The sequence below is a fragment of the Streptomyces diversicolor genome (assembly GCF_057537855.1).
In genome coordinates this window covers 296,677-318,919 of sequence record NZ_BAAJXA010000006.1, presented here as the reverse complement: position 1 = coordinate 318,919, position 22,243 = coordinate 296,677, and the positions used below count along the sequence as shown (strand labels likewise).

The 22,243-nt window shown below is 73.8% G+C and carries 26 protein-coding genes and 1 pseudogene; 10 read left to right on the top strand and 17 right to left on the bottom strand.

The annotated features are described in order from the left end of the window. The first annotated feature begins 137 nt into the window (after positions 1-137). The gene (locus AC27LF_RS09840) at positions 138-563 is read left to right on the top strand and encodes an SsgA family sporulation/cell division regulator (RefSeq protein WP_479663991.1); all 426 of its coding nucleotides are present in this window, start codon (positions 138-140) and stop codon (positions 561-563) included. Between the two features lie 22 nt (positions 564-585). On the opposite strand, the gene AC27LF_RS09835 is transcribed toward AC27LF_RS09840, so the two are convergent. From AC27LF_RS09835 to AC27LF_RS09825, 3 genes are all read right to left on the bottom strand, one after another. Continuing rightward, positions 586-1,074 carry a DUF6328 family protein gene (locus tag AC27LF_RS09835; protein WP_479663992.1) on the bottom strand — a complete coding sequence of 163 codons (489 nt, stop codon included), beginning with the start codon at positions 1,072-1,074 and terminating at the stop codon, positions 586-588. Positions 1,075-1,120: 46 nt separating this feature from the next. Beyond that, complete coding sequence (locus AC27LF_RS09830; RefSeq protein ID WP_479663993.1) at positions 1,121-2,104, bottom strand: aldo/keto reductase; 984 nt, start codon at positions 2,102-2,104, stop codon at positions 1,121-1,123. Between the two features lie 147 nt (positions 2,105-2,251). Next, positions 2,252-2,944, bottom strand: a complete 693-nt coding sequence (locus tag AC27LF_RS09825; RefSeq protein WP_479663994.1) for a ribonuclease H family protein — start codon at positions 2,942-2,944, stop codon at positions 2,252-2,254. A gap of 215 nt (positions 2,945-3,159) precedes the next feature. On the opposite strand from AC27LF_RS09825, the gene AC27LF_RS09820 reads away from it, so the two are divergent. Continuing rightward, positions 3,160-4,167, top strand: a complete 1,008-nt coding sequence (locus AC27LF_RS09820; protein WP_479664041.1) for a zinc-binding alcohol dehydrogenase family protein — start codon at positions 3,160-3,162, stop codon at positions 4,165-4,167. Positions 4,168-4,304: 137 nt separating this feature from the next. On the opposite strand, the gene AC27LF_RS09815 is transcribed toward AC27LF_RS09820, so the two are convergent. Both AC27LF_RS09815 and AC27LF_RS09810 read right to left on the bottom strand, forming a co-directional pair. Beyond that, a complete protein-coding gene (locus AC27LF_RS09815; protein ID WP_479663995.1) occupies positions 4,305-4,787 on the bottom strand; it encodes a VOC family protein in 483 nt (160 codons plus the stop codon). 229 nt (positions 4,788-5,016) lie between these two features. Then, on the bottom strand, positions 5,017-5,394 hold the full coding sequence (locus tag AC27LF_RS09810) for a helix-turn-helix domain-containing protein (protein ID WP_479663996.1): 378 nt from the start codon (positions 5,392-5,394) through the stop codon (positions 5,017-5,019). Between the two features lie 40 nt (positions 5,395-5,434). On the opposite strand from AC27LF_RS09810, the gene AC27LF_RS09805 reads away from it, so the two are divergent. Both AC27LF_RS09805 and AC27LF_RS09800 read left to right on the top strand, forming a co-directional pair. Next, on the top strand, positions 5,435-6,157 hold the full coding sequence (locus AC27LF_RS09805; RefSeq protein WP_479663997.1) for a class I SAM-dependent methyltransferase: 723 nt from the start codon (positions 5,435-5,437) through the stop codon (positions 6,155-6,157). Further along, the gene (locus tag AC27LF_RS09800) at positions 6,042-6,929 is read left to right on the top strand and encodes an RNA polymerase sigma factor SigF (RefSeq protein ID WP_479663998.1); all 888 of its coding nucleotides are present in this window, start codon (positions 6,042-6,044) and stop codon (positions 6,927-6,929) included. Before AC27LF_RS09805 ends, AC27LF_RS09800 begins: the two co-directional genes overlap by 116 nt. 212 nt (positions 6,930-7,141) lie before the next feature. On the opposite strand, the gene AC27LF_RS09795 is transcribed toward AC27LF_RS09800, so the two are convergent. Continuing rightward, on the bottom strand, positions 7,142-7,594 hold the full coding sequence (locus AC27LF_RS09795) for an ATP-binding protein (RefSeq protein WP_479663999.1): 453 nt from the start codon (positions 7,592-7,594) through the stop codon (positions 7,142-7,144). Between the two features lie 316 nt (positions 7,595-7,910). On the opposite strand from AC27LF_RS09795, the gene AC27LF_RS09790 reads away from it, so the two are divergent. Continuing rightward, the gene (locus tag AC27LF_RS09790; RefSeq protein WP_479664000.1) at positions 7,911-9,194 is read left to right on the top strand and encodes a streptophobe family protein; all 1,284 of its coding nucleotides are present in this window, start codon (positions 7,911-7,913) and stop codon (positions 9,192-9,194) included. Positions 9,195-9,447: 253 nt separating this feature from the next. On the opposite strand, the gene AC27LF_RS09785 is transcribed toward AC27LF_RS09790, so the two are convergent. Both AC27LF_RS09785 and AC27LF_RS09780 read right to left on the bottom strand, forming a co-directional pair. Beyond that, a complete protein-coding gene (locus tag AC27LF_RS09785) occupies positions 9,448-9,993 on the bottom strand; it encodes an SH3 domain-containing protein (protein WP_479664001.1) in 546 nt (181 codons plus the stop codon). Between the two features lie 257 nt (positions 9,994-10,250). Next, positions 10,251-10,661, bottom strand: a complete 411-nt coding sequence (locus tag AC27LF_RS09780; protein ID WP_479664002.1) for a hypothetical protein — start codon at positions 10,659-10,661, stop codon at positions 10,251-10,253. A gap of 312 nt (positions 10,662-10,973) precedes the next feature. Between AC27LF_RS09780 and AC27LF_RS09775 the strand changes: the two genes are divergently transcribed. Further along, positions 10,974-11,357: a nuclear transport factor 2 family protein gene (locus AC27LF_RS09775; protein ID WP_479664003.1), complete on the top strand. Its 384-nt coding sequence runs from the start codon at positions 10,974-10,976 to the stop codon at positions 11,355-11,357. Positions 11,358-11,632: 275 nt separating this feature from the next. Here the strand turns inward: AC27LF_RS09775 and AC27LF_RS09770 are convergent, their stop codons facing one another. Continuing rightward, positions 11,633-12,625 carry an aldo/keto reductase gene (locus tag AC27LF_RS09770; RefSeq protein WP_479664004.1) on the bottom strand — a complete coding sequence of 331 codons (993 nt, stop codon included), beginning with the start codon at positions 12,623-12,625 and terminating at the stop codon, positions 11,633-11,635. A gap of 108 nt (positions 12,626-12,733) precedes the next feature. On the opposite strand from AC27LF_RS09770, the gene AC27LF_RS09765 reads away from it, so the two are divergent. Both AC27LF_RS09765 and AC27LF_RS09760 read left to right on the top strand, forming a co-directional pair. Then, positions 12,734-13,648 (top strand): LysR family transcriptional regulator, encoded by a 915-nt coding sequence (locus AC27LF_RS09765; protein WP_479664005.1) that lies wholly within the window; start codon positions 12,734-12,736, stop codon positions 13,646-13,648. A gap of 219 nt (positions 13,649-13,867) precedes the next feature. After that, positions 13,868-14,383, top strand: coding sequence for a mycothiol transferase (locus AC27LF_RS09760; protein WP_479664006.1), 516 nt, complete (start codon positions 13,868-13,870; stop codon positions 14,381-14,383). Between the two features lie 72 nt (positions 14,384-14,455). On the opposite strand, the gene AC27LF_RS09755 is transcribed toward AC27LF_RS09760, so the two are convergent. The 5 genes from AC27LF_RS09755 to AC27LF_RS09735 all read right to left on the bottom strand — a co-directional run bounded on the left by AC27LF_RS09755 (position 14,456) and on the right by AC27LF_RS09735 (position 17,542). Next, positions 14,456-14,866 carry a VOC family protein gene (locus AC27LF_RS09755; protein ID WP_479664007.1) on the bottom strand — a complete coding sequence of 137 codons (411 nt, stop codon included), beginning with the start codon at positions 14,864-14,866 and terminating at the stop codon, positions 14,456-14,458. A gap of 128 nt (positions 14,867-14,994) precedes the next feature. After that, on the bottom strand, positions 14,995-15,924 hold the full coding sequence (locus AC27LF_RS09750; RefSeq protein WP_479664008.1) for a M48 family metalloprotease: 930 nt from the start codon (positions 15,922-15,924) through the stop codon (positions 14,995-14,997). Beyond that, complete coding sequence (locus AC27LF_RS09745; protein WP_479664009.1) at positions 15,921-16,292, bottom strand: BlaI/MecI/CopY family transcriptional regulator; 372 nt, start codon at positions 16,290-16,292, stop codon at positions 15,921-15,923. The genes AC27LF_RS09750 and AC27LF_RS09745 overlap by 4 nt, the downstream gene beginning before the upstream one ends. A gap of 46 nt (positions 16,293-16,338) precedes the next feature. Further along, positions 16,339-16,653 carry an aldo/keto reductase gene (locus AC27LF_RS09740; protein ID WP_479664010.1) on the bottom strand — a complete coding sequence of 105 codons (315 nt, stop codon included), beginning with the start codon at positions 16,651-16,653 and terminating at the stop codon, positions 16,339-16,341. 178 nt (positions 16,654-16,831) lie between these two features. Continuing rightward, positions 16,832-17,542 (bottom strand): chitinase, encoded by a 711-nt coding sequence (locus AC27LF_RS09735; protein WP_479664011.1) that lies wholly within the window; start codon positions 17,540-17,542, stop codon positions 16,832-16,834. Between the two features lie 266 nt (positions 17,543-17,808). Here AC27LF_RS09735 and AC27LF_RS09730 point away from each other — a divergent pair, with 266 nt between their 5' ends. Both AC27LF_RS09730 and AC27LF_RS09725 read left to right on the top strand, forming a co-directional pair. Continuing rightward, positions 17,809-18,849: an acyl-CoA dehydrogenase family protein gene (locus tag AC27LF_RS09730; RefSeq protein ID WP_479664012.1), complete on the top strand. Its 1,041-nt coding sequence runs from the start codon at positions 17,809-17,811 to the stop codon at positions 18,847-18,849. Positions 18,850-19,027: 178 nt separating this feature from the next. Then, positions 19,028-19,924, top strand: coding sequence for an aminoglycoside phosphotransferase family protein (locus AC27LF_RS09725; protein WP_479664013.1), 897 nt, complete (start codon positions 19,028-19,030; stop codon positions 19,922-19,924). A gap of 162 nt (positions 19,925-20,086) precedes the next feature. Here the strand turns inward: AC27LF_RS09725 and AC27LF_RS09720 are convergent, their stop codons facing one another. From AC27LF_RS09720 to ssuE, 3 genes and pseudogenes are all read right to left on the bottom strand, one after another. After that, positions 20,087-21,229: an LLM class flavin-dependent oxidoreductase gene (locus AC27LF_RS09720; protein ID WP_479664014.1), complete on the bottom strand. Its 1,143-nt coding sequence runs from the start codon at positions 21,227-21,229 to the stop codon at positions 20,087-20,089. 45 nt (positions 21,230-21,274) lie between these two features. Beyond that, a pseudogene (locus AC27LF_RS09715) lies at positions 21,275-21,556 on the bottom strand (SfnB family sulfur acquisition oxidoreductase); the annotation flags it as partial. A gap of 68 nt (positions 21,557-21,624) precedes the next feature. Then, positions 21,625-22,179, bottom strand: a complete 555-nt coding sequence (ssuE, locus tag AC27LF_RS09710) for an NADPH-dependent FMN reductase (protein ID WP_479664015.1) — start codon at positions 22,177-22,179, stop codon at positions 21,625-21,627. Between the last annotated feature and the right edge of the window lie 64 nt (positions 22,180-22,243).

Here is a 22,243-nt window from a genome sequence, read left to right as displayed (position 1 = left end):
CCGCGTGAACACCCCTGGCAGGCGGCCGAGTCGGCGCGGGATGCGGGGCGCCGGGACATTCCGGCACCCGGCTGTGCAATGTGCGCTCCGCAGGGGTACCAGAAGGCACTACGTCGACCGTCCTGGGAGGTGCTGAGGTGAAACCCCGTGTGCACAAGACCCTGGTGGTGCACGTCAGGGCGGGCGGCACGGGCCGCTGTCCCGTGCTCGCCCATCTGACCTACGACGCCGGTGATCCGTTCGCCGTCACGGCGGTGTTCGCGCACGACGGCCATGTCCTCGCCCGCTGGCGGCTGGACCGCGAGATGCTGGCCGAGGGCCTGCGCGGGCCGGTCGGCATGGGCGACGTACGGCTGCGCCCGGTCGCCACCGGGGTGGGGCAGGAACTGCGCATCGACCTCCTCGGCGACGTCAGGTCCGACGGCGGCCGGCACCACGCGGTGGTGTTCGCGTGGGCGCCCACGCTCGCCGCGTTCCTGCGGGAGACCCGCGAGGTCGTGCCGCCCGGGCGGGAGGAGGTGCCGGTCGACGATGTCGTGGCGGAGATCCTGGCCGCGGGCTGAGCGGCGCGCCGCACGCGCGGGCTCAGCGCGAGGTGTGGTGGCGGCGCACCCACAGCGGCACCAGGTACCAGCACAGCACGTACCAGGCCACCACCGCGGCCACCAGCCACACCACGGCGGGGTGGTGCTTGGTGGCCACCCGCAGGATCAGCAGCAGCGAGGCGGACATGGTGGCCAGCAGCAGGAACAGGCCGACGAAGGTGAGCCGGGACGCCCAGTCGACCGCCCGGGGTTTGACGCGTCGCCCCGAGACGATGCGGTGCAGCGAGACCGGTCCGATGAGGGCGCCGGTGGCGCAGGCGCCGAGCACGACGGTCACCGTGTAGATGACCCGGTCGGCGTGGGCCAGGTGGTCGTACTTGCCGCTGAAGACAACGGTGAGCAGGAAGCCGAACAGGATCTGCACGCCCGTCTGGGCGACCCGGACCTCCTGGATGAGGTCGCCCCACATCCGGTCGGCCCGTTCCTCCGCGGTCTCGTCGCGCCCCGTCCGGCCACCCGCCTGCGTCATGCGATGCGGGTAACCGCACCGCCGGTCGTTCAAACGGCTGATGCCCCTACCAGCGGTCCTCCACCCGGGCCTTGATGCGGCGCTCGTACAGGGCCGTGATCGCCGCGAGGGTCTGCTCGGACAGGGGCGGCAGTTCGGCGGCGGCCGCGTTGGCACGGGCCTGCTCGGGCGTGCGGGCGCCCGGGATCACGGTGGTGACGCCGGGCTGTTCGACGATCCAGCGCAGGGCGAGCTGGGCCGGGGTGTATCCCTCGGGGGCGAGGGCGGCGAACTCGGCGGCGGCCTCGACGCCGGTGTCGTAGTCGACGCCGGAGAACGTCTCGCCCTGGTCGAAGGCTTCGCCGTGCCGGTTGAACGTGCGGTGGTCGTTGGCGGCGAAGACCGTGTCCTTGGTGTACTTGCCGGACAGCAGTCCGGAGGCCAGCGGCACCCGCGCGATGATGCCGACGCCGGCCTCCCGGGCGGCGGGGAGCACCTGGCGCAACGGCTTCATGCGGAACGGGTTGAGGATGATCTGCACGCTCGCCACGTTCGGCCGGGCGATCGCGGTCAGCGCCTCGGCGCAGGTCTCCACGCTGACGCCGTACGCGGCGATCCGCTCCTCGGCGACCAGGGTGTCCAGGGCGTCGAAGACCTCGTCGAAGGAGTACACGGGCGTCGGCGGGCAGTGCAGTTGCACCAGGTCGATGCGGTCGACGTCGAGGTTGCGCCGCGAACGGTCGTTCCACGCGCGGAAGTTGTCCAGGACGTAGTTCTGCGGGATCTGGTCGGCGCGGCGGCCCATCTTCGTGGCGACCAGCACGCGCAGGTCCGGCCTGCCGCGCAGGAAGCCGGCGATGGTCTGCTCGCTGCGTCCGTCCCCGTAGACGTCGGCCGTGTCGAAGAAGGTCACTTGCGACTCGGCCGCCGCCTCCAGCACGGCAAGGGCCTCCTTGTCGTCCACGTCGCCCCAGTCGGCGCCCAACTGCCATGTGCCGAGGCCGACGACCGATGCCCGCTGCCCCGACCTGCCGATTACGCGTTCGTCCATGCGGTCAGTCTGTCATCCGCCGCCGACCCGCACGGAACGGCCCGCTCCGCGACGCACCACGGCCGGCCGGCCAGGCGTGCGGTCACCCTGGCGCGGACCGTGGCGCGCAGTGGTCGCCGTTGCCGCCGGGCGGCTGCGTGCGGCCGGTCAGGCCCCGGTGGTGCGGCACTCCGGGTGGCCCCAGCCCTGGGGGTTCTTGGCGATGGGCTCGCCGGCCGCGTAGGGGCGGCCGCACACGCAGCGGCCGGCGAACTTGGCCTTGATGGTGCGGGCGGAGGAGCCGCCCCCGGACCGGCGGGGCGCCGCCTTGCGGCGGGGGGCCGCGGACGGGGTGTCGGGCGACGGCGGTGGCTGGGGCGAGCCGAGGTCGCTGCCCGCCGGCTCCTGGGCCAGGGCCGCCTGGCTGGCCGCACGGTCGGCGAAGTCGTTCAGCGGGTCGCCGTCGACCTGGTGGGCGGGTACGTAGCGGAACTCGACCACCCGGCCTTCCAGCAGCTCGTCGATGCGCACCACCAGGTCCTGGTTGGCGACGGGCTTGCCGGCCGCCGTACGCCAGCCGTTGCGCTTCCAGCCGGGCAGCCAGGTGGTGACGGCCTTCATCGCGTACTGCGAGTCCATCCGGACCTCAAGCGGGACGCCGGGGTCGGTCGCGGCCAGCAGGCGTTCCAGGGCGGTCAGTTCGGCGACGTTGTTGGTGGCCCTGCCGAGCCCTCCGGCCGCCCAGCGGGCCGGCGCCTCCGCCTCGTCGGACACCACCCAGGCCCAGCCGGCCGGGCCGGGGTTCCCCTTGCACGCCCCGTCGCACGCGGCCACCACACGTTCACGCATGGGCACGATCATGCCATGGCCGCGCGGGCGGTCCGTCCGGGCCCGGTCGCGGACGGCCGTGACCGGGCCGTAGGGAGCCCCGAGCCGCCCCTACGGTGGCCCGCGCGCCGAACCGGCCGGCCTGCCCGAGACTGGAAGCGGCGGGCGGGGAGCGGCGGGCCGCGACGGAACGGGGCGGGACGCGACGGGAGGGACACCGCATGACGGACTCGACGGCGGCAGGCACGATGCGGGCGTGGTCGGTGACCGCTCCGGGTCCGGTGGAGGGGGAACCCCTCCACCTCGTGACACGGCCCGTGCCGGTCCCCGGGGACGACGAGCTGCTGGTGCGGGTGCGTGCCTGCGGGGTGTGCCGCACCGACCTGCATGTCACCGAGGGTGACCTGCCGGTGCACCGGCCCGGCGTGACGCCCGGGCACGAGGTGGTCGGGGAGGTGGCCGGTACGGGCGCGGCCGTCCGGGGTTTCACCGTGGGCGACCGGGTCGGGGTGGCCTGGCTGCGGCGCACCGACGGCATCTGCGCCTACTGCCGGCGGGGCGCGGAGAACCTGTGCCCGCGGTCCGAGTACACCGGCTGGGACGCCGACGGCGGTTACGCCGAGTACACGACCGTGCCGGCCGCGTTCGCCTACCGGCTGCCGGGCGCCGTCGCGGACGTGGTGCTGGCGCCGCTGCTGTGCGCCGGGATCATCGGCTATCGCGCGCTGCGGCGGGCCGCGCTGCCACCGGACGGCCGGCTCGGGCTGTACGGCTTCGGGGGCAGCGCGCATCTGTGCGCGCAGGTGGCGCTCGCCGAGGGCGCCACGGTGCACGTCCTGACCCGCGGCGCGCGGTCCCGGCGGCTCGCCCTGGACCTGGGTGCCGCCTCGGCGCGCGACGCGTACGAGGCGCCGCCCGAGCCGCTGGACTCGGCCGTCCTGTTCGCGCCGGTGGGCGATCTGGTGCCGGTCGCCCTGCGGGCGCTCGACCGGGGCGGTGTGCTGTCCGTCGCGGGCATCCACCTCAGCGATGTGCCGGCGCTGCACTACGAGACCGACCTGTTCTACGAGAAGGAGTTGCGCAGCGTCACCTCCAACACCCGTGCGGACGGCCGGGAGTTCCTGGAGCTGGCCGCGCGGCACGCGGTCCACGCGACGACCCATCCCTATCCGCTCTCACGGGCCCCGCAGGCGCTCAGGGACCTCAAGGCCGGCCGCTTCGACGGCGCGGCGGTCCTGGTCAACGACTTCTCCTGAACCCGGACATCGGCCACGACCGCCGCGTTGGAGCCGCGGACGCGCGGGTCGTGCCCGGTCCGCTCCCCCGGCGTCCCGCGCCGCCGACGGGCGTCGGCGCGGGGCGCCCGGACCGGGCACGGGTGTGCGGGGGCGGGCTACTCGCCGGCGTGCACCTTCTTCAGCTCGGCGATGTCGAGCTTGCCCATCGCGTACATGGCCCGGGTGGTGCGGATCGCCTTCTCCTGGTCGGCGTCGTGCAGCATCTCGACGAGCCCGTCCGGGACGACCTGCCAGGAGACGCCGAACCTGTCCTTCAGCCAGCCGCAGGGGCCTGCCGAGCCGCCGTTCTCGGTGAGCCTGGCCCAGTAGTAGTCGATCTCCTCCTGGTCCGCGCAGAGGATCTGGAAGGAGACCGCCTCGTTGAAGGAGAACTCCGGGCCGCCGTTGAGCGCGACGAACTTCTGGCCGTTGGCCGTGAACTCCACGGTGACCACGGAGCCGGCCGGGCCGGGGCCGGCCTCGTTGTAGCGGCCGATCCGGCCGATGCTGGAGTTCTTGAAGACGGACACGTAGTGGTGGGCGGCCTCCTCGGCCTGCCCGTCGAACCAGAGACAGGTGGTGAATCCGTCGGCGGTCATGGGTACCTCCTGGGGCGTGGAACACGGTCACCCATACCGACCGTCCCGCCCCGCGAAACTCATCGGCCTGCGGCCCGGCCGCCCCCGAAGGGGCCGCGGGGCCGTGACACCACGCGGCTCCGCCGCGACGGGGTCCCCTGTTCGAGCCAAGCCGAGAACGCGGGGGAGCGACCCGCCACGACGGCGCCGCAGCCGGCCGACGACGCGTCCCGGCCCTTCCCGCGGGGCGTCAGGCGGCCAGGCACAGCCCCCGGGTGGGCGCGGCGGACGGGCGCCGGCCCGCGGCGGTCTGCCGGGCCAGCTCGCTGTGGGCCCGGGACAGCAGGTCACCGAGGCCCAGCCCGAGGGCCCGGGCCGCCGCCGCAAGGACCTCGGAGGACGCCTCCTTGCGGCCGCGTTCGACCTCGGAGAGGTACGGCACGGAGATCCGGGCCGTGTCGGCGACGTCCTTGAGCGTGCGCTCCTGCGCCCGGCGCTCGCGGCGCAGAACGTCCCCGACCAGGTCGCGCCACAGGGGCTCGCCGGGCGCGGGGGCCGGGGTGTCGGGGCGTCCGGCCCTGGGACGCAGGGGGACGACTCGGGCATCGTTCGGCATGTGGCTGCTCATTCGATCAGCTTAGAGTTCCCGGGGCGCCGGACAGGACCCGGTGTTGCGCCCTGGGCGGAATCGTGGACGGAAAGGGGTCGGAGAAAAGCTCACCGTCGACCTGGCCGAGTCGGGCTGCCGGATCACCGCCGTGGAACTGGGCCCTGCGCTCGCCGCCGACGCCCGGCACCGGCTGCGGGCCCACCCGACCGCGCGGGTCGTGATGGCCGGTTTCGAGCGGTGGGAGCTGCCGGCCGAGCCGTTCGACGCGGTGGTGTGCGCGACCGCGTTCCAGTGGATCGACCCGGCGCTGCGCGTGGTGAAGGCGGCTCGGGCGCCGCGCCCCGGCGGGTGTCTCGCCCTGGTCACGACCCACCATGTGGCGGGCGGCACCCAGGAGTTCTTCGAGCGGGCGCAGCGGTGCCACGAGCGCCGGGGCCCGACCGACCGGCCGGGCACCGGCGTGGCCTTCGGTGCGGCACCCATTTTGCGCCACGCCGTCGCACGGGGCGCATGCCCCGATGGGCCTCGGGTAGGCGAGTCGCGAACGAGGAGTGGCGGGCCGGCGAACGGGTACCGGAACCGGCACGACAGGGCACTTGGACCGCGGTCGCGGCGCACGCGCCGCGGATCCGGACAACGCACGCGACGTTCGTGGGGAGAGGGCAATGGACACCGCCGGGATCCGGTCGGAAGCAGTCGTCGTCGAGAAGACCGCCGAGGACGGAGCGGGCGAGCGGCCACTGCCGGGGATCGACGATCCGAAGTCGGTGGCGCCGCGTGACGCTCGGGAACTGTCACGCCAGTTCTTCCAGCGGCTGACGGAGCTGGAGGAGGGCACGCCGGAGTACCAGTACGCGCGCAACACGCTCATCGAGATGAACATGTCCCTGGTGCGGTTCGCGGCCGGCCGGTTCCGGGGCCGCGGCGACGACATGGAGGACATCGTCCAGACCGGGATGATCGGTCTGATCAAGGCGATCGACCGGTTCGAACTCTCCCGTGAGGTGGAGTTCACCTCGTTCGCGGTCCCGTACATCGTCGGCGAGATCAAGCGGTTCTTCCGCGACACCACCTGGGCGGTGCACGTACCGCGGCGGCTGCAGGAGCTGCGGGTCGAACTCGCCAAGGCCCGTGAGGAGTTGTCCAGCCGCCTGGACCGCGATCCGACGACCGCGGAGCTGGCCGCTCTGATGAACATCTCCGAGGACGAGGTGGTCGAGGGTCAACTGGCCGCCAACGGGTACAACTCCGCGTCCCTGGACGCGGCGCTCACCGGTGACGGTCCGGAGGACGGCGAGGCGGTCCTCGCCGACTTCATCGGCATCGAGGAGGAGGGGCTGCGGCTGGTCGAGGACTTCCAGTCCCTGGCCCCGCTGATCGAGGACCTCGGCGAACGCGACCGGCAGATCCTTCATCTGCGGTTCGTGGAGGAGGCCACCCAGGCGGAGATCGGCGAGCGGCTCGGGTGCTCGCAGATGCATGTCTCACGCCTGATCAAACGCGTCATCGCCCGGCTGCGCCGGGGCATGCTGGGCGAACTCGACTACGTCTGAGGCCGGGGCGCGGCGCCGCCGAGGCACGTGGCGGCGCCGCTGAAAGCCGGGACCGGCGCCGCTGAAGCCGGGACGGGCGCAGGGAAGCCGACGCCATTGAAGCCAAGACGAAGCCGAGACCGGACCGCTGACGCCGGGACCGGTGCCACTGAGGCCGGGACCGGCACGGCGCCCCGGCGGGCCGGTGTCCGCGCCACGGCGGGTTCGTGGGCTCAGCGGGCCAGGGTGAGCAGGGCGCGTACCCGTTTGCCGACGGGGACCCGTTCCGCGGTCACCTCGGCGGCCAGGGCGTGCACGATCTCCAGGCCGTGCCGCCCGACGCGTTCGGGGTCGCGCGGGTAGCGCCGGGGCAGTGCCACGCTGCTGTCGTACACGGAGACCGTGACCGCCGCGTCGGTGCCCTCCAGCTCCAGGATGTACGGACCGTTGCTGTGCCGGTCGGCGTTGGTGACCAACTCGCTGACCACCAGGAGCAGTTCCTCATCGGCACGGTCGTCGATGGTGTCCCGGCAGGCGGTCCTGAGCTGTCGGAGGAAGAGCGCGGCGAAGGACCGTGCCGCTGCGATGCATCCCGGCTCGCCGGTGTAGTGCGCCGCCCACCGAAGCGGTTCCACGGGCACGTCGAAACCAGTCGGTATCACTGCCCCGTCCAGGTGCTCGAACATCTGTGTCTCTTTCGGAGGCCGATCTGGCCGGTCGCTGCTGCTCCAGTGCTCGTACCCCGAGCGGGACGCCGCAGTCCCCGTCGCGCGTTCGCCCACCGCGCACAGCGGACCTCACGACGGCACTTCGGGAACACCTGGAGAGTATCCGGTCCGGGCGGACGGACCGGGCCCACCGGGAAACCCCGGCGCGATCCGGTCAGGCGGGGCCGCCGACCGGGCCGGGCGGGCCCTGGCCCGACGCCGCGGCACGGACGGCGCACCCCGCGGACGGACCACCGAGCGGGCGGCCGGCCCGGGTGCTGCTTAGCGTGGCAGCGTGCGCCCCACAACCGTCACCGACCGGGCCGTGAGCCGCCACGGCTGGGTCCAGGCCGTGGCCGCGGTGCTGGCGGGGCTTGCCGCCATGCTGGGGGTGGCGGCGCTGGGCCTGTGGGCGGCCGGGGCCACGCGGCTTCCGGACGGCGCGTTCGCCCGGGTCGTCGTGGCGACCGTGGTGACGGCGGTCGGCGGCAGCATCGAGCTGTCCGGGAACGCCGGGGTGTTCGCGCGGACCCGGGCGGGGCTCGCGGTGCTTCCGCTGTCGGTCACCCTGACCGGGGTGCTCGTGATCGCCCGGGCGTTTCTGCGTCCGCTGCGGCACCGGACACTCGCCGGCGCCGGGCAGCTGGCCGGGTGGGCCGCCCGGATCGCGGTGCTGTGGCTGTTCGCGCTGATCGCCCTGGCCCTGGCCGCCCGTCACACCTTCGCCGTCGACGTCCACAGCGGCACGCTCAGCGATCTCACCGGCCTGTTCGGCGTGACGCCGACGCTCGGGTTCACCACGAACGTGCCGCTGACGGTGCTGTTCGGTCTGCTGTGGCTGGCCGGTGTGCTGCTGCTGGCGCTGCTGGTGTCGCGGGCGCCGCCGCTGCCCGGCGGGCCGGCGCGGTTCCAGGAAGCGGCGCGCCCCGCCGGGTCCGCCGCCGTCGCGCTGCTGCTCGCGTACGTCGTGCTGGGTGCGGTGGCCGCCTTGGTGACGGCAGCCACGCGCGGGCACGCCGCGCAGACCTTCGCGGTGCTTGTGCTCGGTCTTCCGAACCTGGCCTGGCTCGCGCTGACCCTCGGTCTGGGTGCCACCTGGCACGGCCGGGTGGACGGCCCGTTCGGGCTGCCCCTGCCGCACGTCCTGGACGAGGTGCTGCGCACCCCCGACGTCTCCACGCTGAACCTGCGCACGCTCGCCGAGCACGACGGCAGGGCGTGGTGGCTGCTGGTCGCGGCCGTCGTGCTGGTGCCGGCCGCCGCGTTCGTGACGGCGGTGCGGTCACCGTTCGGCACCCCGCTGCGGCACGCGCTGTCCTTCGCCGTGGCGCTCGCCGCCGCGGTGTTGATGATCGGTCTCGTCGGCCGGATCTCGGCGCACTACGGCCTGTCGGTGCTGGGCATCGGCGATCTGGGCGGCGGGCTGTCCGGAGAACTGCTGCTGCGGCCCGAACTGGGGCCGGCGGTGGGCATCGCGGCGCTGTGGGGGCTGGCCGCCGGCTTCCTCGGCGCACTGCTGGCGCAACCGGTACGACGACGAACCGAAACCGCACGCAAGCCCGGCAGGCACGCGCGGTGACAGGGATCGGCGGGCGGCAGTGCCACGCGAACGCGAAGACCCGGACCAGCCGGGAGACAGCACCGCACGCGAGCGGGGGAACCACCCGGACCAGCACAGCGAGAGCACCGCGCGCGGACACGGTGGCCCGAACCGACCGCGCGACAGCACCACACGCGCACACGCTCAAACAGATTGCCCGGGCGGCGGGGCCGCACGCTCGCATGGTGTCCCCGGACCGGGCGGGCGCGGGGCGGCGGACGGTTTGGGGGGCTCATGTGGCGTCGTCGGGGGCCGCCGGACCGGGCGGGTCGTGGCCGGCCGGCGGGTGGTCCGGGTCGTCGCGGTCGGTGGCGTAGGTGCTCAGCCGCCTGCCGTCGCCGTACAGCCACTTGCCCTGGCCGGCGTCGTACAGCCACATCGACTCCCCGTCGATCACCACGCCGATCCGCAGGCCGCGGGTGCGCTCACGGAACGTCTCGCCGTCCAGGACACCGCCCGCGAGATCCGCGACGGCCGCCCGGTAGTCGGCGAGGGCCCGTTCGGCGCGGGCGAGCAGCGGGCGCGGGTCGGCCGTGTCGCCGGGCGGGCCGCCCTCGTCCGGCGGATCCTTCGGCAGGGCGAGGAGATGGCGGCCGTCGACCCAGGCGATCCAGTCGTTGGCGCACCGGATGTGCGCCCAGTCGCCGCGCCGTTCGACGAGCTGTACCGGCAGCAGCGGGTCGAGGAGCACCGTGGGCCGGGTGGGGTCGGGCGTCTCCCAGGCGGGGAGCCCGGAGCGGGGGACGACATGCGTCGGCCTGAAGCCGGAGCCGGTCATCGCGCACCGCCCGCGTCCCTGCCACGGCGGGCCCGTGCCACTGCCCGGTCACGGAACCGGGGACCCGCCCACCGCCCGCCCGGCCGCGGTACGCGCGCACACCTCGGCACGGGGCCCGGGTCGGTCTCCGGGACCGGTCCGGGCGCCGAAGGGGCGACCAGCCGCTCCGCCATGCCCCGAATTCTACCGATGCACCTGTATGCGCGTATATACGCGCCCGCTCGGTCGGGGCGGACGGGCCGGCTGCGCAGCTCGCGTCAGGCGACGGGCAGGACGAGCCCCGGCACGGTGCGCTGCATCCGCAGGGCGTCGACGGACTCGGCGAGCAGTTCGTACTCCGTGGTGTCGTCGCTCGCGGCGATCCGCACCAGCCGCCCGCCCGCCAACTCGTCGGCCACCAGCGCCTGTCGGACGTCGTCGGCACACCAGGCGCGGAGCAGCCCGGGCACGTCGGGCACGCTGTCCGCCACCGGGACGAGCGCGCCGGGCGGCACGTTGGGGTTCTCGGGGCTCGGGTCGAGGCGTTCGGCGATCCAGGAGGCCCGGTCGCGCAGCCACCACAGGGCGAGGGCCAGAGTGGGCGCACGGTAGGTGCCCAGGGGTACGCCGATGCGCTGTCCGTCGCACATCCCGTACGCCGTGACATGGCACAGGAATTCGTCGTGCACGCTCACTCCCCCGTCGCCTCGCTGGTCGTGCCGGCCGGTCCTCGCCTTCCGTGCGGCCCGAATGCGGTGAAGTGCCCCTGACCTTCGAGTATCTTCACTACTGAAACACTGTCACCATGGCTTTCCGGCCACTCTCCTGCCGTATTCGCGCTCTCGCCTGGCCGGAATACGCTCCCTGACGCGGTGCCCTCGTCATGACCCGAGAGGTAATCGACCCGGCCCGCGGCGGCGGGCAGGGTGGTCCCACCGGGTCGGCACTCCGTGATCCGGCTCCTGACCAGCAGGGACGACCTCGATGGAGGCTGATTCGCCATGTCCGTGAACACCGAACGTCACCGCGCCGCCGCCGCTCGCTACTTCGAGGCGTGGAACGCCACCGATCCCGAGGCCCGCGCGAAGGCGGTCGCGGCGGCCTGGGCCGTGCAGGGCGGCTACACCGATCCGCTCGCCGACGTCCGGGGGCACGAGGGGATCGCGGCCGTGATCGCGGCGGCGCAGGAGCGGTTCCCCGGCTTCGTCTTCCGCCCGCTGGGCGCCGTGGACGGACACCACGACACGGCGCGTTTCTCCTGGGAGCTGGTGAACGAGGCGGACGGCTCGGCCCCGGTGGCCGGCTCCGACGTGGTCACCCTGGACGAGGAGGGGCGGATCATCCGGGTCCTGGGTTTCCTGGACCGGGTGCCCGCCGGGGCCTGACGGGCCGGCCCGCGGGACGCACCCCCGTACGACGGCTCCACTCGTCGGCTCCACTCGACGGCTCCAGGCGACGGCTCCACGCGACGGTGGAGTCGGGAACCGGCGCTCGTCCGGCCGGGACGGATGAGCGCCGGGGACGCGGGTCAGGGCACTGTCCGCCGCCGGCGGCGGGCCGGCGGACGTACCGCCCGCGGCGGGGGCGGCGGCCGCATGTGCCGGAGCCCCGTCGGCCCGGCCGGCGCCGCACGGGGGTGGGCGCCGGCCGCACAGGGACCCTACGCGGTGACGAGCGCGTCGATCCGGGCCAGTTCCTCCGCGTCGAAGTCCAGGTTGCCGATGGTCGCGACGCTGTCCTCGATCTGCCGCGGGCTGCTCGCGCCGACGAGGGCCGAGGTCACCCGGCCGCCGCGCAGCACCCAGGCGAGGGCGAGCTGGGCGAGAGTCTGGCCGCGGCCCTTGGCGATCTCGTCCAGGGCACGCAGCTTGCCGACCAGTTCCTCGGTCACCGATTCGGCCGTCAGGAAGGGGCTGTCGCCGGCCGCCCGTGAGCCCTCGGGGATGCCGTCGAGGTAACGGGCGGTGAGCAGGCCCTGCTCCAGCGGCGAGTAGACGATCGAGCCGACCTCCAGCTCGTCCAGGGCGTCCAGCAGTCCCTCGTCCTCGGGACGGCGGTCGAGCATCGAGTACCGCGGCTGGTGGATGAGCAGCGGGGTGCCCAGCTCGCCCAGGATCCGGGCGGCCTCGCGGGTCTGCTCGGCCGAGTAGTTGGAGACGCCGACGTACAGGGCCTTGCCCTGCTGGACCGCCGAGTGCAGCGCGCCCAGCGTCTCCTCCAGCGGAGTCTCCGGGTCGAAGCGGTGCGAGTAGAAGATGTCGACGTACTCCAGGCCCATCCGCGCAAGGCTCTGGTCGAGCGAGGAGAGCAGGTATTTGCGCGAGCCCCACTCGCCGTACGGGCCGGGCCACATCAGATAGCCGGCCTTGGTGGAGATGACGAGTTCGTCGCGGTACGGCCGGAAATCCGCCGCCAGCGCCTCCCCGAGGGCCGACTCGGCGGCGCCGGCCGGCGGACCGTAGTTGTTCGCCAGGTCGAAGTGGGTGACGCCGAGGTCGAAGGCGCGGCGCAGGATGGCACGCTGGGTCTGCGCCGGACGGTCGGGGCCGAAGTTGTGCCACAGGCCGAGGGACAGGGCGGGGAGCTTCAGGCCGCTGCGTCCGGCGCGCCGGTGGGGCATGTCGGCGTAGCGGTCGGGATGTGCGGTGTACAACGCGACTCCAGAGGGGGTTGGCACACGGTCGCTCCCACTCTTGCCCGGCCCGCGGGCAGCGGTCCAACAGGCGAATCCGATGGAATTCAGCGACTAGGCTTCTCAGTCATGGAACTGCGTCATCTCCGGCACTTCGTCGCGGTCGCCGAGGACCAGCACTTCACCCGCGCCGCGGAGCGGCTGATGGTCTCCCAGTCGGGTCTTTCGGCGTCGGTACGGGCGCTGGAGCGGGAACTGCGGGCGCCGCTGTTCGTGCGCACCACCCGAAGGGTGACGCTGACCGAGGCGGGGCGCGCGCTGCTGGCCGAGGCGGAACGGATCCTGGCCCAGGTCAAGGCCGCGCACGAGGCGGTCGCCGCCGTACAGGGCGTGCTGCGCGGGACGCTGGCGCTGGGCACCGAGCAGTGCATCGCCGGGGTGCATGTGGCAGGTCTGCTGGCCGCGTTCCGGCGGCGCCACCCGGACGTGGAGATCCTGCTGCGGCAGGCGGGCTCCGGCGCGCTGGCCGAGGAGGTCGCGGCCGGCCGGCTCGACCTGGCCTTCGCCTACCGCACCCAGGACGACACGGACCAGTTGCGCTCGGTGGCGCTCACCAGCGAGCCGATGACCGTACTGTGCCATCCCGGGCACCGGCTGGCCACGACCGGTGCGGTGCTGGTCCCGGCCGACGTCGGCGGCGAGGTCTTCGTCGACTTCCACCCGGACTGGGGGCCGCGTCGCACCACCGACCAGGTGTTCGCCGCGGCCGGAGTGCGTCGTACGGTGTCGCTGGAGGTCAACGACGTGCACAGCCTCCTCGACCTGGTCGACGAGAACCTGGGGATCGCCGCCGTGCCCCGCCACTTCCGGCACAAGCGTCCCGCGCTCACGGCGCTGCCGCTGAAGGGCACCGGCGAGGCGGAGTACGAGACGGTCGCGCTGCTGCCGACGGAGCGGGCCACCAGTCCCGCGGCCCGGGCGCTGATGACCCTGCTGGAGGCGGGGCACCCGGCGGCGCGCGAGGGCGCGGCCCGCCCCTGCTGACCGTGCCGCCCTCCGCGGCGGCCTCCCCGTCCGTCCCGTACCACCACCACGGCCGGCACCGCGGACGATGACGGAACACACCCGCCGCACCGCACTGTTCGGCACGGGCGGCGGGTCCGCTCACCCAGGCGACGGACCGTCCGCCGAGGCGGGCCGCCGGGGCGCCGCGGAAGCCGGATTCCGGACGCAGGACTGCCGGCGATGCGCGATGGTGGACGTATGCATGCCAGGGACATCCTCATCGACGGCTACGGCCGCATCCAGGAAGAAGTCCACGCCGTCCTCGACGGCCTCGGACCGGACGGGCTGAACGCCCGCCCGGCCCCCGACGCCAACTCGGTCGCCTGGCTGGTCTGGCACCTCACCCGGGTCCAGGACGACCATGTCGCCGACGCCTTCGACCTCGACCAGGTGTGGCAGGACCAGGGCTGGGAGAAGCGTTTCGGCCTGGGCCTGCCGCGCCATGACACGGGCTACGGCCACAGCGCGGCGAAGGCCGCCAAGGTGCGCGTCGACGCGGCCGATCTGCTGACCGGGTACTACGACGCCGTGCACGAGCAGACCCTGGGGGTGCTGCGCGGGCTGCCCGCGGGGGACCTCGAACGGATCGTGGACGAGCGCTGGGACCCGCCGGTCACCCTGGGCGTCCGGCTGGTCAGCGTCCTGTCCGACGACCTCCAGCACGTCGGGCAGGCCGCCTATGTGCGGGGACTGCTGCGCGGCACCGCGGCGTGACCCGGCGGGACGACGCCTCCATGAGCGCCCTGCGGTGCGGGCGCGGGGTGTCCGTGCCGGCGTAGGCGACGCTCATGCCGGCGGGCTGGGCCGTGCGGCGGGCTGGAGCAGGTCCCAGCGGTTGCCGTACCGGTCCTGGAAGACGGCGACGGTGCCGTAGGGCTCGGTGCGCGGCTCCTCCAGGAAGGTCACGCCGCCGGCGCGCATCCGGGCGTGGTCGCGGGCGAAGTCGTCGGTGTGCAGGAAGAAGCCGACCCGGCCGCCGGTCTGGTCCCCGATCCGGGCGCGCTGCTGTGCGTCCTTCGCCCGGGCCAGCAGCAGGCCGGTGCCGTGCTGCTCCGGGCCCGGCGCGACGACGACCCAGCGCGAGCCGTCGGGCCGTGGGGTGTCCTCGACGAGCCGGAAGCCGAGGGCCCCGGTGTAGAAGCCGATCGCCTCGTCGTAGTCGTCGACGACGAGGGTGACCAGGGCGATATGTCTCATCGGGGCCTCTCGGTGGGGTGGAAGGCCGCCGAGGTTATACGTAAAACTGGAGGGGCGCCAGTCGTTCCCGGCCGCTCCGGCAGGGAGACCGGGCCGGGGCCGGGTCAGCGGCACCGGGCCGGGGCGGTTCAGCGGCCCTCCTCGCCCTGGGCGACCTCCACCCGGTGATGGAAGTCGATCATTCCGGTCCCCGCGGCGACGCAGGAGACGGCGGCGCAGCCGGCCAGCAGGACGGCGATCAAGGGGACGGCCCGGCGCGCGGCGTGCGGCGCGGACAGGAGGGCCTGGACGCGCCGCGGCACGGGCCCGGTCGTCGCGGCGGGCGCGAAGTCCGGGCGGGCGGAGCGGACGTCCTGGCCGGCGAGGGCGGCCCGGGCGATGGCGCGGGCGGTCAGCCGCCGGTCGCCGACGGCGCCGGCCGCGGCCTCGTCGGCGGCCCGTTCGGCCGCGAGCCGGATGCTCTCGCGGACCGGGCGCAGCGCGGGGTGGCAGTGCGCGGCGAGTTCGGCGGCGGCCAGGAAGAAGTGGTGGCCGGCCGCGTTGTGCGCCCGTTCGTGGGCGAACAGCGCCTCGCGTTCGGCGGCGTCCAGGCTGCGCAGCATGGCGGTCGTGACGACGATCCGGTGCGGCCTGCCGGGCAGCGCGTAGGCGTCCGGCCGCGGGGAGTCGACCACGCACAGGTCACCCGCGGCGGGCCCGTGCGCGGCCTCGGTGCGGGCGGTCCGGAAGGCGCGCGACTGGCGCAGCACCGAGCGCGCCAGCGTCCACGCGCACACGGCGAGCACACCGACCGAGGTCGCGGCGAGCGGCAAGACGAGGAGGTCGGAGGCGGTGCGCAGGGGGTGGACCAGCTCGCCGAGCGCGGCGAAGAGGGGCAGTTTGAGCAGTCCGGTCAGGACGAACGCGCCGAGGGCGGTGAGGGAACAGCCCGCGAGGACGACCGTCGGGACCGTGATCACCCAGAGCGCCACGGCGGGCGCGAGCCGGTCGAGGGCACGGCGGGCCAGCGCCGGCACGGCGAACGGCAGCAGCAACGGAAGCAGCAGCGCCTCGGTCATCGCTCACCGGGTTCGAGCAGGTCGCGCAGGACGCGCTCGTCGTCGGGGCTGAGCTGGGCGACGAAGCGGGCCAGCACCGTCTCCCGGTCGCTGTCGCGGTCGAGTTCGGTGTGCATACGGCGGGCGGTCAGGCCCTGCGCGTCCTGGACCGGGACGTACGCGTAGCCGCGGCCCTGGCGGTGCCGGTCCACGACGCCCTTCTCGTGCAGCCGGGACAGGATCGTCGTCACGGTGGTGCGGGCCAGGTCCGTGCCGAGGCTCCGCTGCACCTGGCCGGGCGTCTGCGGTCCGTCGGCGGCCCACAGGGCGGCCATGACGCTCGCTTCGAGCTCACCGGCCGGCCGGCGTTCGTCCTTCGAGTCGCCCATGGGAACGCCCCTCACCTCCGTCTTCGCCCACCGTCCAGCAGAACGTCTACACGATTGTAGTAAGCGGGCTTCCATGGTACGGCCGTGCCCGCGCGCCCATGACGACAGGCTCCGCGGCCGGGACGACGCAGCGCCCGGCCGGTCGGCCGGCCGCGCGGACCGCGTCCAGCCGCGCCAGTTCCCCCTCGGCCGGCCGCAGCGCGCCCGCGGCGACGTTCTCGACGAGATGGCCCGCGTCGCCGGTGCCGGGGACGGCGAGCACGTGCGGGCCCCGGCGCAGCGTCCAGGCGATGCGCACCTGTGCCGGGCTCACGCCGTGCGCCCGGGCGACGGCGCGCACCTCCTCGTGATGCGTCCCCACGGCACCACGCTCGCCGCCCGCTCCGGCCAGGCTGTGGAAGGGGACGAACGCGATGCCTCTCACCGCCGGCCCGCAGCAGCTTGTCGGCGGCCGGGCCGGGCCGGTCGGTGCGGAGGGCATCGGTGAGGTTTGGCACATGCCCCCGAGGCGGGCGGAGCGCTCGCCTCGGGGGCCGGTGTCAGCAGTAGAGGTTGGCGCCGGGAGTGACGCCGAGGATCTGGGTGAAGCGCTGGTAGGCGTCGACGCGGCTCTGGACCTGGGCGGGGTTGCGGCCGTCGCATTCGAGGGAGCCGTTGATGGAGCGGATGGTCTGGCCGAAGCCGGCGCCGCCGACCATGGCGTTGTGCGGCGTCATGGTGCCGGGGCCCGACTGGGTGTTCCAGTACCACAGGCCGGTCTTCCAGGCGACGGAGGCGTTGTTCTCGACCTGCCAGGGGTTGTTCAGCAGGTCGATGCCGAGGGCGTCGCCCGCGGCCTTGTAGTTGAAGTTCCAGCTGAGCTGGATGGGGCCGCGGCCGTAGTAGGCGGCCTGGCCTGCGGGGCAGCCGTAGGGCTGGTTCCCGTCACAGTAGTGGGGGTAGTTGGCGGTGTTCTGCTCGACGATGTGGACGAGGCCGCCGGTCTCGTGGTTGACGTTGGCGAGGAAGGCCGCGGCCTCCTGCTTCCTGACGGTGTCGCTGCCGGTGTTCGCGAAGCCGGGGTAGGCGCCGAGCGCGGCGGTCAGCCCGCTGTAGGTGTAGAACGGGTTCCGGCTCGGGAACATCTGGTTGAACTGCGCCTCGCTGACCACGAATCCGGCGGCGGAGGCGGTGGGGGCCGACTGGAACACCAGCGCGGCGCCTCCGAGGGCGAGTGAGGCCAGCCATGCGGCGATACGGCGCCTGAACATGCGTCAACTCCTCTGCGGGAGCACGGCCGTACCGGGTGGGGCACGGCCGTGGTGGGGGGTTGGGGCACACTCAACCGCGTTGGTCTGTACCAGTCAAGGGTGTAGACCAATAAAGCGCGACCGGGCACCCGTCCGCTCCGCCTCCGCCGGCCGGTCGGCAGCCGGTCTTCCTGAAGTGCCGCCGGGCGTCGGGACCGTCATCTCCTACACGAACGGCAGACCCCCCGGATCGACGCCTCGCTCCCCCGGACCGGGAGAATCGCCGCATGACCATCGCAGCGCACCCGCTCGTCGCCCGCGCCCGCCGTATCGCGGACGAGTTGCTCATCCCCGCGGCGGAACGCGTCGACCAGGAGGGCGTGCCCGCGGGTCACATCGAGGCGATCAAGGAGTCGGGCCTGCTCGGGGTGGGCGCGCCGGTGGCGTACGGCGGCTCGGCGGCACCCGCGGCCGTCGTCCGGCGGACCGCGGAGATCCTGGCCGGGGCGTGCTGCTCGACGTGGTTCGTGCAGACCCAGCACCACACGCCGGTGCTCACCCTGGCGAAGAGCGAACATCCGGTGCGTGAGCGGCTGTTGGGCCCGCTCTCCCGCGGTGAGCTGCTGTCCGGGGTGGCCTACGCCCATCTGCGGGCCCATCCGCGCACCCCGGTACGGGTGACACGGGAGCGGGGCGGCTGGCGGTTCACGGGCACGGTCCCCTGGTACACCGGGTGGGGGCTCAACGACGTCATGCTGCTGGCCGGGGTGACCGACGCCGACGAGGCGCTGTTCGCCTTCGCCGAGGCGCGGGAGCAGGCGGGGCTGCGGGCCTCACCGCCGATGCGTCTTGCGGCGCTCACCGCGTCCCGCACGGTGTCGCTGGAGCTGACGGGTCTGTGGCTGCCGGAGGAGTCGGTGGCGCTGCGGATGCCGTACCCGCGGTGGGCGGCGACCGACCGGCCGAAGACGCTGAACACCAGTCCGGCGGTGTTCGGCCTCGCTCAGGCGGCGCTCGCCCTGCTGGACGAACCCACCGCGGGGCCGCTGCGGGCCCGGCTCTCCGAGGTCCGCGGCCGGGCCTACGCCCTCGCTGACCGGCCCGTCGCGCACGGGGAGCCGAGGGAGCGGCTGGCGGTGCGCGCCGAGGCGTACGAGGTGCTGCGCACGGCCACCACCGCGGCGGTCGTCGCCGGCGGCGGCCGTGCGATGTCGCTCGCCTCACCCGCCCAACGACTCGCCCGCGAGGCCCTGTTCCTCCTGGTCCAGGGCCAGACGGCGGAATCCCGCCGAGCCCACCTGGACACCCTCACCACGACAACACCCTGACCCCGACCGCACGCCCCCGCGTCCCGACGTTCCTGTGGTCGCGCGCCCGGCGCGGCCCACCCAGGGGCGCGGGGAACCGCGCGCCCGGTCACCCGACCCACCCGCACCAATCCCCCACCGCACGGGCACGGCTCCCTTCTGTGAACGTTGCCGGTCTGTCTCAGTAGGGTGGCTTCGCATGACCGACACCGAGATCGAGATCACCGCAGACCTGGTCCGCGACCTGCTGCGGGAGCAACATCCAGACCTTGCGGGGCTGGCCATCCGCGAAGTGGCGGGCGGCTGGGGCAACCAGATGTGGCGTCTCGGGGACGAGTTGGCCGTGCGCATGCAGCGCATGGACCCCACGCCGGAGCTCCAGCTCAAGGAGCGGCGATGGCTCCCCGTGCTGGCTCCGCGCCTTCCGCTCCCGGTGCCGACGCCGGTGCGGTTCGGCGAACCGTCCGAGCGCTTCCCCAAGCACTGGACCGTGATGACGTGGGTTCCCGGCGAGCCGCTGGACCACGGCTCGATCAGCCGCGGCGCCCACGCGGCCGACACGCTGGCGGGCTTCCTCCGGGCACTCCATGGGGAGGCGCCCGCCGAGGCGCCGAGCGCTACGGACCGCGGTGGCCATCCCAAGAACTGCACGGAGGGCTTCGAGGCCCTTTTCCAGGCCGTTGTCCCCGACGACATCGCTGAAGATGTCCGGGCCGTCTGGGACGATGCCGTTGCGGCCCACGCGTGGGAGGGCCCGCGGGTGTGGGTGCATGGCGACCTCCATCCCGCGAACGTCGTCGTCTCGGACGGAACGCTGTCCGGCGTCGTCGACTTCGGTGCCATGTTCGCCGGCGATCCGGCGTGGGACCTCGCCGCCGCATGGGTGCTGCTGCCCGCGGGCACGGCATCTCGGTTCTTCGACATGTACGAGCGCGCAGACGAGGCGGCGGTCCGGCGTGCCCGCGGGCTGGCCGCCATGAAGAGCCTCTTCCTGATGCTCATGGGACAGAACGGAGTTCGGGGCCTTCCCGGCGGCAAGCCGCACTGGGGACCTCCAGGCCGGGCGGCACTCGATCGTGTTCTGACGGGCGTTTGACACACGCCGGAGCGGACAGCGAACGCGTCGACCGGCTCCACCACGGCCCCGTCCACGTCCAGCAGCACATACGGTCGGTCAACGGGACAATGACGCGGGAAACGGCACACCCCGACGGCGCCCCTCGTCGCCGCGCTGGCGCAGCCACCCAGCGGTGCGGGCTCAGCTCGCGAAGGGGGCCTGGAGCGGCGGGTCCGCGGGCTGGTGCGCCGGGTGGCGCCACAGGCCGCGGGCGGCCACGCGGGGAAGGACGCCCTCGCCGAACCAGTACGCCTCCTCCAGGTGCGGATAGCCGGACAGCACGAACTCGTCGATGCCGAGCGCGTGGTACTCCTCGATCCGGTCGGCGACCTCCTCGTGGCTGCCGACCAGAGCCGTGCCCGCCCCGCCCCGCACCAGCCCGATCCCGGCCCACAGGTTGGGGTGGATCTCCAGTCCGCCGCGGTCGCCGCCGTGCAGCGCGAGCATGCGCCGCTGGCCTTCGGACTCGCTGCGGGCGAGACCGGCCTGCACGGACCGCACGGTCTGTGGATCGAAGCCGGCGAGCAGCCGGTCCGCCTCGGCCCAGGCCAGCGCGGAGGTGTCCCGGGTGATCACATGCAGCCGGATACCGAAGCGGAGCGTGCGGCCCTCGGCGGCCGCAAGACCCCGGATCCAGTCGATCTTCTCGGCGACCTGACCGGGCGGCTCGCCCCACGTCAGATACACGTCGGCGTGCCGGGCCGCGACCTCGCCGGCAACCGGCGAGGACCCGCCGAAGTACACCTCGGGCACGGGGTCGGGCAGCCGGGCCAGCCGGGCGTCCTCGACCCGCAGGTGCTCACCGTGCAGGTCGACGGTTCTGCCCTGCCACAACTCCCGGACGATCCGCAGGAATTCGTCGGTACGGCGGTAGCGTGCGTCCTTGTCGAGGAAGTCGCCGTACGCCCGCTGCTCATGGCTCTCGCCGCCGGTGACGACGTTCAGCAGCAGCCGTCCGCCGGACTGCCGCTGGAAGGTGGACGCCATCTGCGCGGCGAGCGTCGGCGAGACGAACCCCGGCCGGAAGGCCACCAGGAACTTCAGCCGCTCGGTGTGCCGGCTGACCATCGCGGTGGTCAGCCATGCGTCCTCGCACCAGGCGCCGGTCGGGGTGAGCGCGCCGACGAAACCGAGGTCCTCGGCGGCGCGGGCGATCTGGCTCAGATAGGCGACCGTCGGCGGCCGGTCCCGGCCGGAGGCGGTGGCCGGGGTGCCGTGGCCGCCGCCGACGACATGCCGGCTGTCGCCGTTGGTGGGCAGGAACCAGTGGAAGGTGAGGGGCACTTGGGGGTCTCCGATCGCGAGGGGCCGTCAGAGCAGGCCGTGCCGGGGGACGTACGCCGCGTGCGGTCGGTCGTCCTCGGCGCGGGCCGGCACCGGGATCCAGTCGGCGAACAGCGCGCCGGTGCGGTGGTGCCCCACGCCGTCGGGGACGTACGAGCCGTCCGGCCCGGGCCGCAGCCGGGTGCGGATGTGCTGGACGTGCCGGGTGCCCGCCTCGGGCTGGGCGTTGCCGAAGCGGCGCCCGGCGAGCAGTTCGGCGAGGAAGAACTTCCGTCGGTCCGCGCTTCCCTGACGGTGTATCACCTGTAGGTACGCGAAGTGGCTATCCTCGGCCGGCGACGCGGCGACCGCGGCGGCCTCCGTGTCGTCGGCGATCACCTGGGCGGTCACCGTGCTCAGCTCGCGGCGGCCAGCAGCGGGGTGGGGCCGAGGGCGGCCGAGAACCGGTCGACCGCCTGTCCCAGGGCCTCGGCGGCGGCCGGTGCGACGGTCAGTGAGCCGTCCTCGTGCACGGTGATGTCCTTGTCGAGGGTGAACCAGCCCTGGACTATATGGTCGGCGCCCATGGAGGTCAGGACGGGGCGGAGCGCGTAGTCGATGGCCAGGACATGGGCGGTGGTGCCGCCGGTGGCGAGCGGCAGCACGGTCTTGCCGGCCAGCGCGTACTGCGGCAGCAGGTCCAGGAACGCCTTGAGGACGCCGGAGTACGCCGCCTTGTAGACGGGCGTGCCGACGACGACCCCGTCGACGCGGGCGAACAGCCCGGTGGCCGCGGCCAGGGCCGGGTGGCGCAGATCGGCGCCGAGCAGGGCCTCGGCGGGGAGGGTGCGGACGTCGAGCGGGATCACCTCGTGGCCGTGGGCGATCAGCCGCTGGTCGAGGTGGCGCAGCAGACGGCCGGTGCGGGAGGAGGCGGACGGGCTGCCGGAGACGGACAGAACGGTGGCCATGGGGTCCCTCTTTCTGGGGCCGGGCGCCCGCGCGGGACGGGCCTGCCGGGCGGGCGCGGTCAGG

Bases quoted from the DNA above. Each gene is read 5' to 3' on its own strand.
- AC27LF_RS09835 (WP_479663992.1), bottom strand. From the start codon at position 1,074: ATGACGCAGGCGGGTGGCCGGACGGGGCGCGACGAGACCGCGGAGGAA.
- AC27LF_RS09830 (WP_479663993.1), bottom strand. From the start codon at position 2,104: ATGGACGAACGCGTAATCGGCAGGTCGGGGCAGCGGGCATCGGTCGTC.
- AC27LF_RS09825 (WP_479663994.1), bottom strand. From the start codon at position 2,944: ATGATCGTGCCCATGCGTGAACGTGTGGTGGCCGCGTGCGACGGGGCG.
- AC27LF_RS09820 (WP_479664041.1), top strand. From the start codon at position 3,160: ATGCGGGCGTGGTCGGTGACCGCTCCGGGTCCGGTGGAGGGGGAACCC.
- AC27LF_RS09815 (WP_479663995.1), bottom strand. From the start codon at position 4,787: ATGACCGCCGACGGATTCACCACCTGTCTCTGGTTCGACGGGCAGGCC.
- AC27LF_RS09810 (WP_479663996.1), bottom strand. From the start codon at position 5,394: ATGAGCAGCCACATGCCGAACGATGCCCGAGTCGTCCCCCTGCGTCCC.
- AC27LF_RS09800 (WP_479663998.1), top strand. From the start codon at position 6,042: ATGGACACCGCCGGGATCCGGTCGGAAGCAGTCGTCGTCGAGAAGACC.
- AC27LF_RS09795 (WP_479663999.1), bottom strand. From the start codon at position 7,594: ATGTTCGAGCACCTGGACGGGGCAGTGATACCGACTGGTTTCGACGTG.
- AC27LF_RS09785 (WP_479664001.1), bottom strand. From the start codon at position 9,993: ATGACCGGCTCCGGCTTCAGGCCGACGCATGTCGTCCCCCGCTCCGGG.
- AC27LF_RS09775 (WP_479664003.1), top strand. From the start codon at position 10,974: ATGTCCGTGAACACCGAACGTCACCGCGCCGCCGCCGCTCGCTACTTC.
- AC27LF_RS09765 (WP_479664005.1), top strand. From the start codon at position 12,734: ATGGAACTGCGTCATCTCCGGCACTTCGTCGCGGTCGCCGAGGACCAG.
- AC27LF_RS09760 (WP_479664006.1), top strand. From the start codon at position 13,868: ATGCATGCCAGGGACATCCTCATCGACGGCTACGGCCGCATCCAGGAA.
- AC27LF_RS09755 (WP_479664007.1), bottom strand. From the start codon at position 14,866: ATGAGACATATCGCCCTGGTCACCCTCGTCGTCGACGACTACGACGAG.
- AC27LF_RS09750 (WP_479664008.1), bottom strand. From the start codon at position 15,924: ATGACCGAGGCGCTGCTGCTTCCGTTGCTGCTGCCGTTCGCCGTGCCG.
- AC27LF_RS09745 (WP_479664009.1), bottom strand. From the start codon at position 16,292: ATGGGCGACTCGAAGGACGAACGCCGGCCGGCCGGTGAGCTCGAAGCG.
- AC27LF_RS09735 (WP_479664011.1), bottom strand. From the start codon at position 17,542: ATGTTCAGGCGCCGTATCGCCGCATGGCTGGCCTCACTCGCCCTCGGA.
- AC27LF_RS09730 (WP_479664012.1), top strand. From the start codon at position 17,809: ATGACCATCGCAGCGCACCCGCTCGTCGCCCGCGCCCGCCGTATCGCG.
- AC27LF_RS09725 (WP_479664013.1), top strand. From the start codon at position 19,028: ATGACCGACACCGAGATCGAGATCACCGCAGACCTGGTCCGCGACCTG.
- ssuE (WP_479664015.1), bottom strand. From the start codon at position 22,179: ATGGCCACCGTTCTGTCCGTCTCCGGCAGCCCGTCCGCCTCCTCCCGC.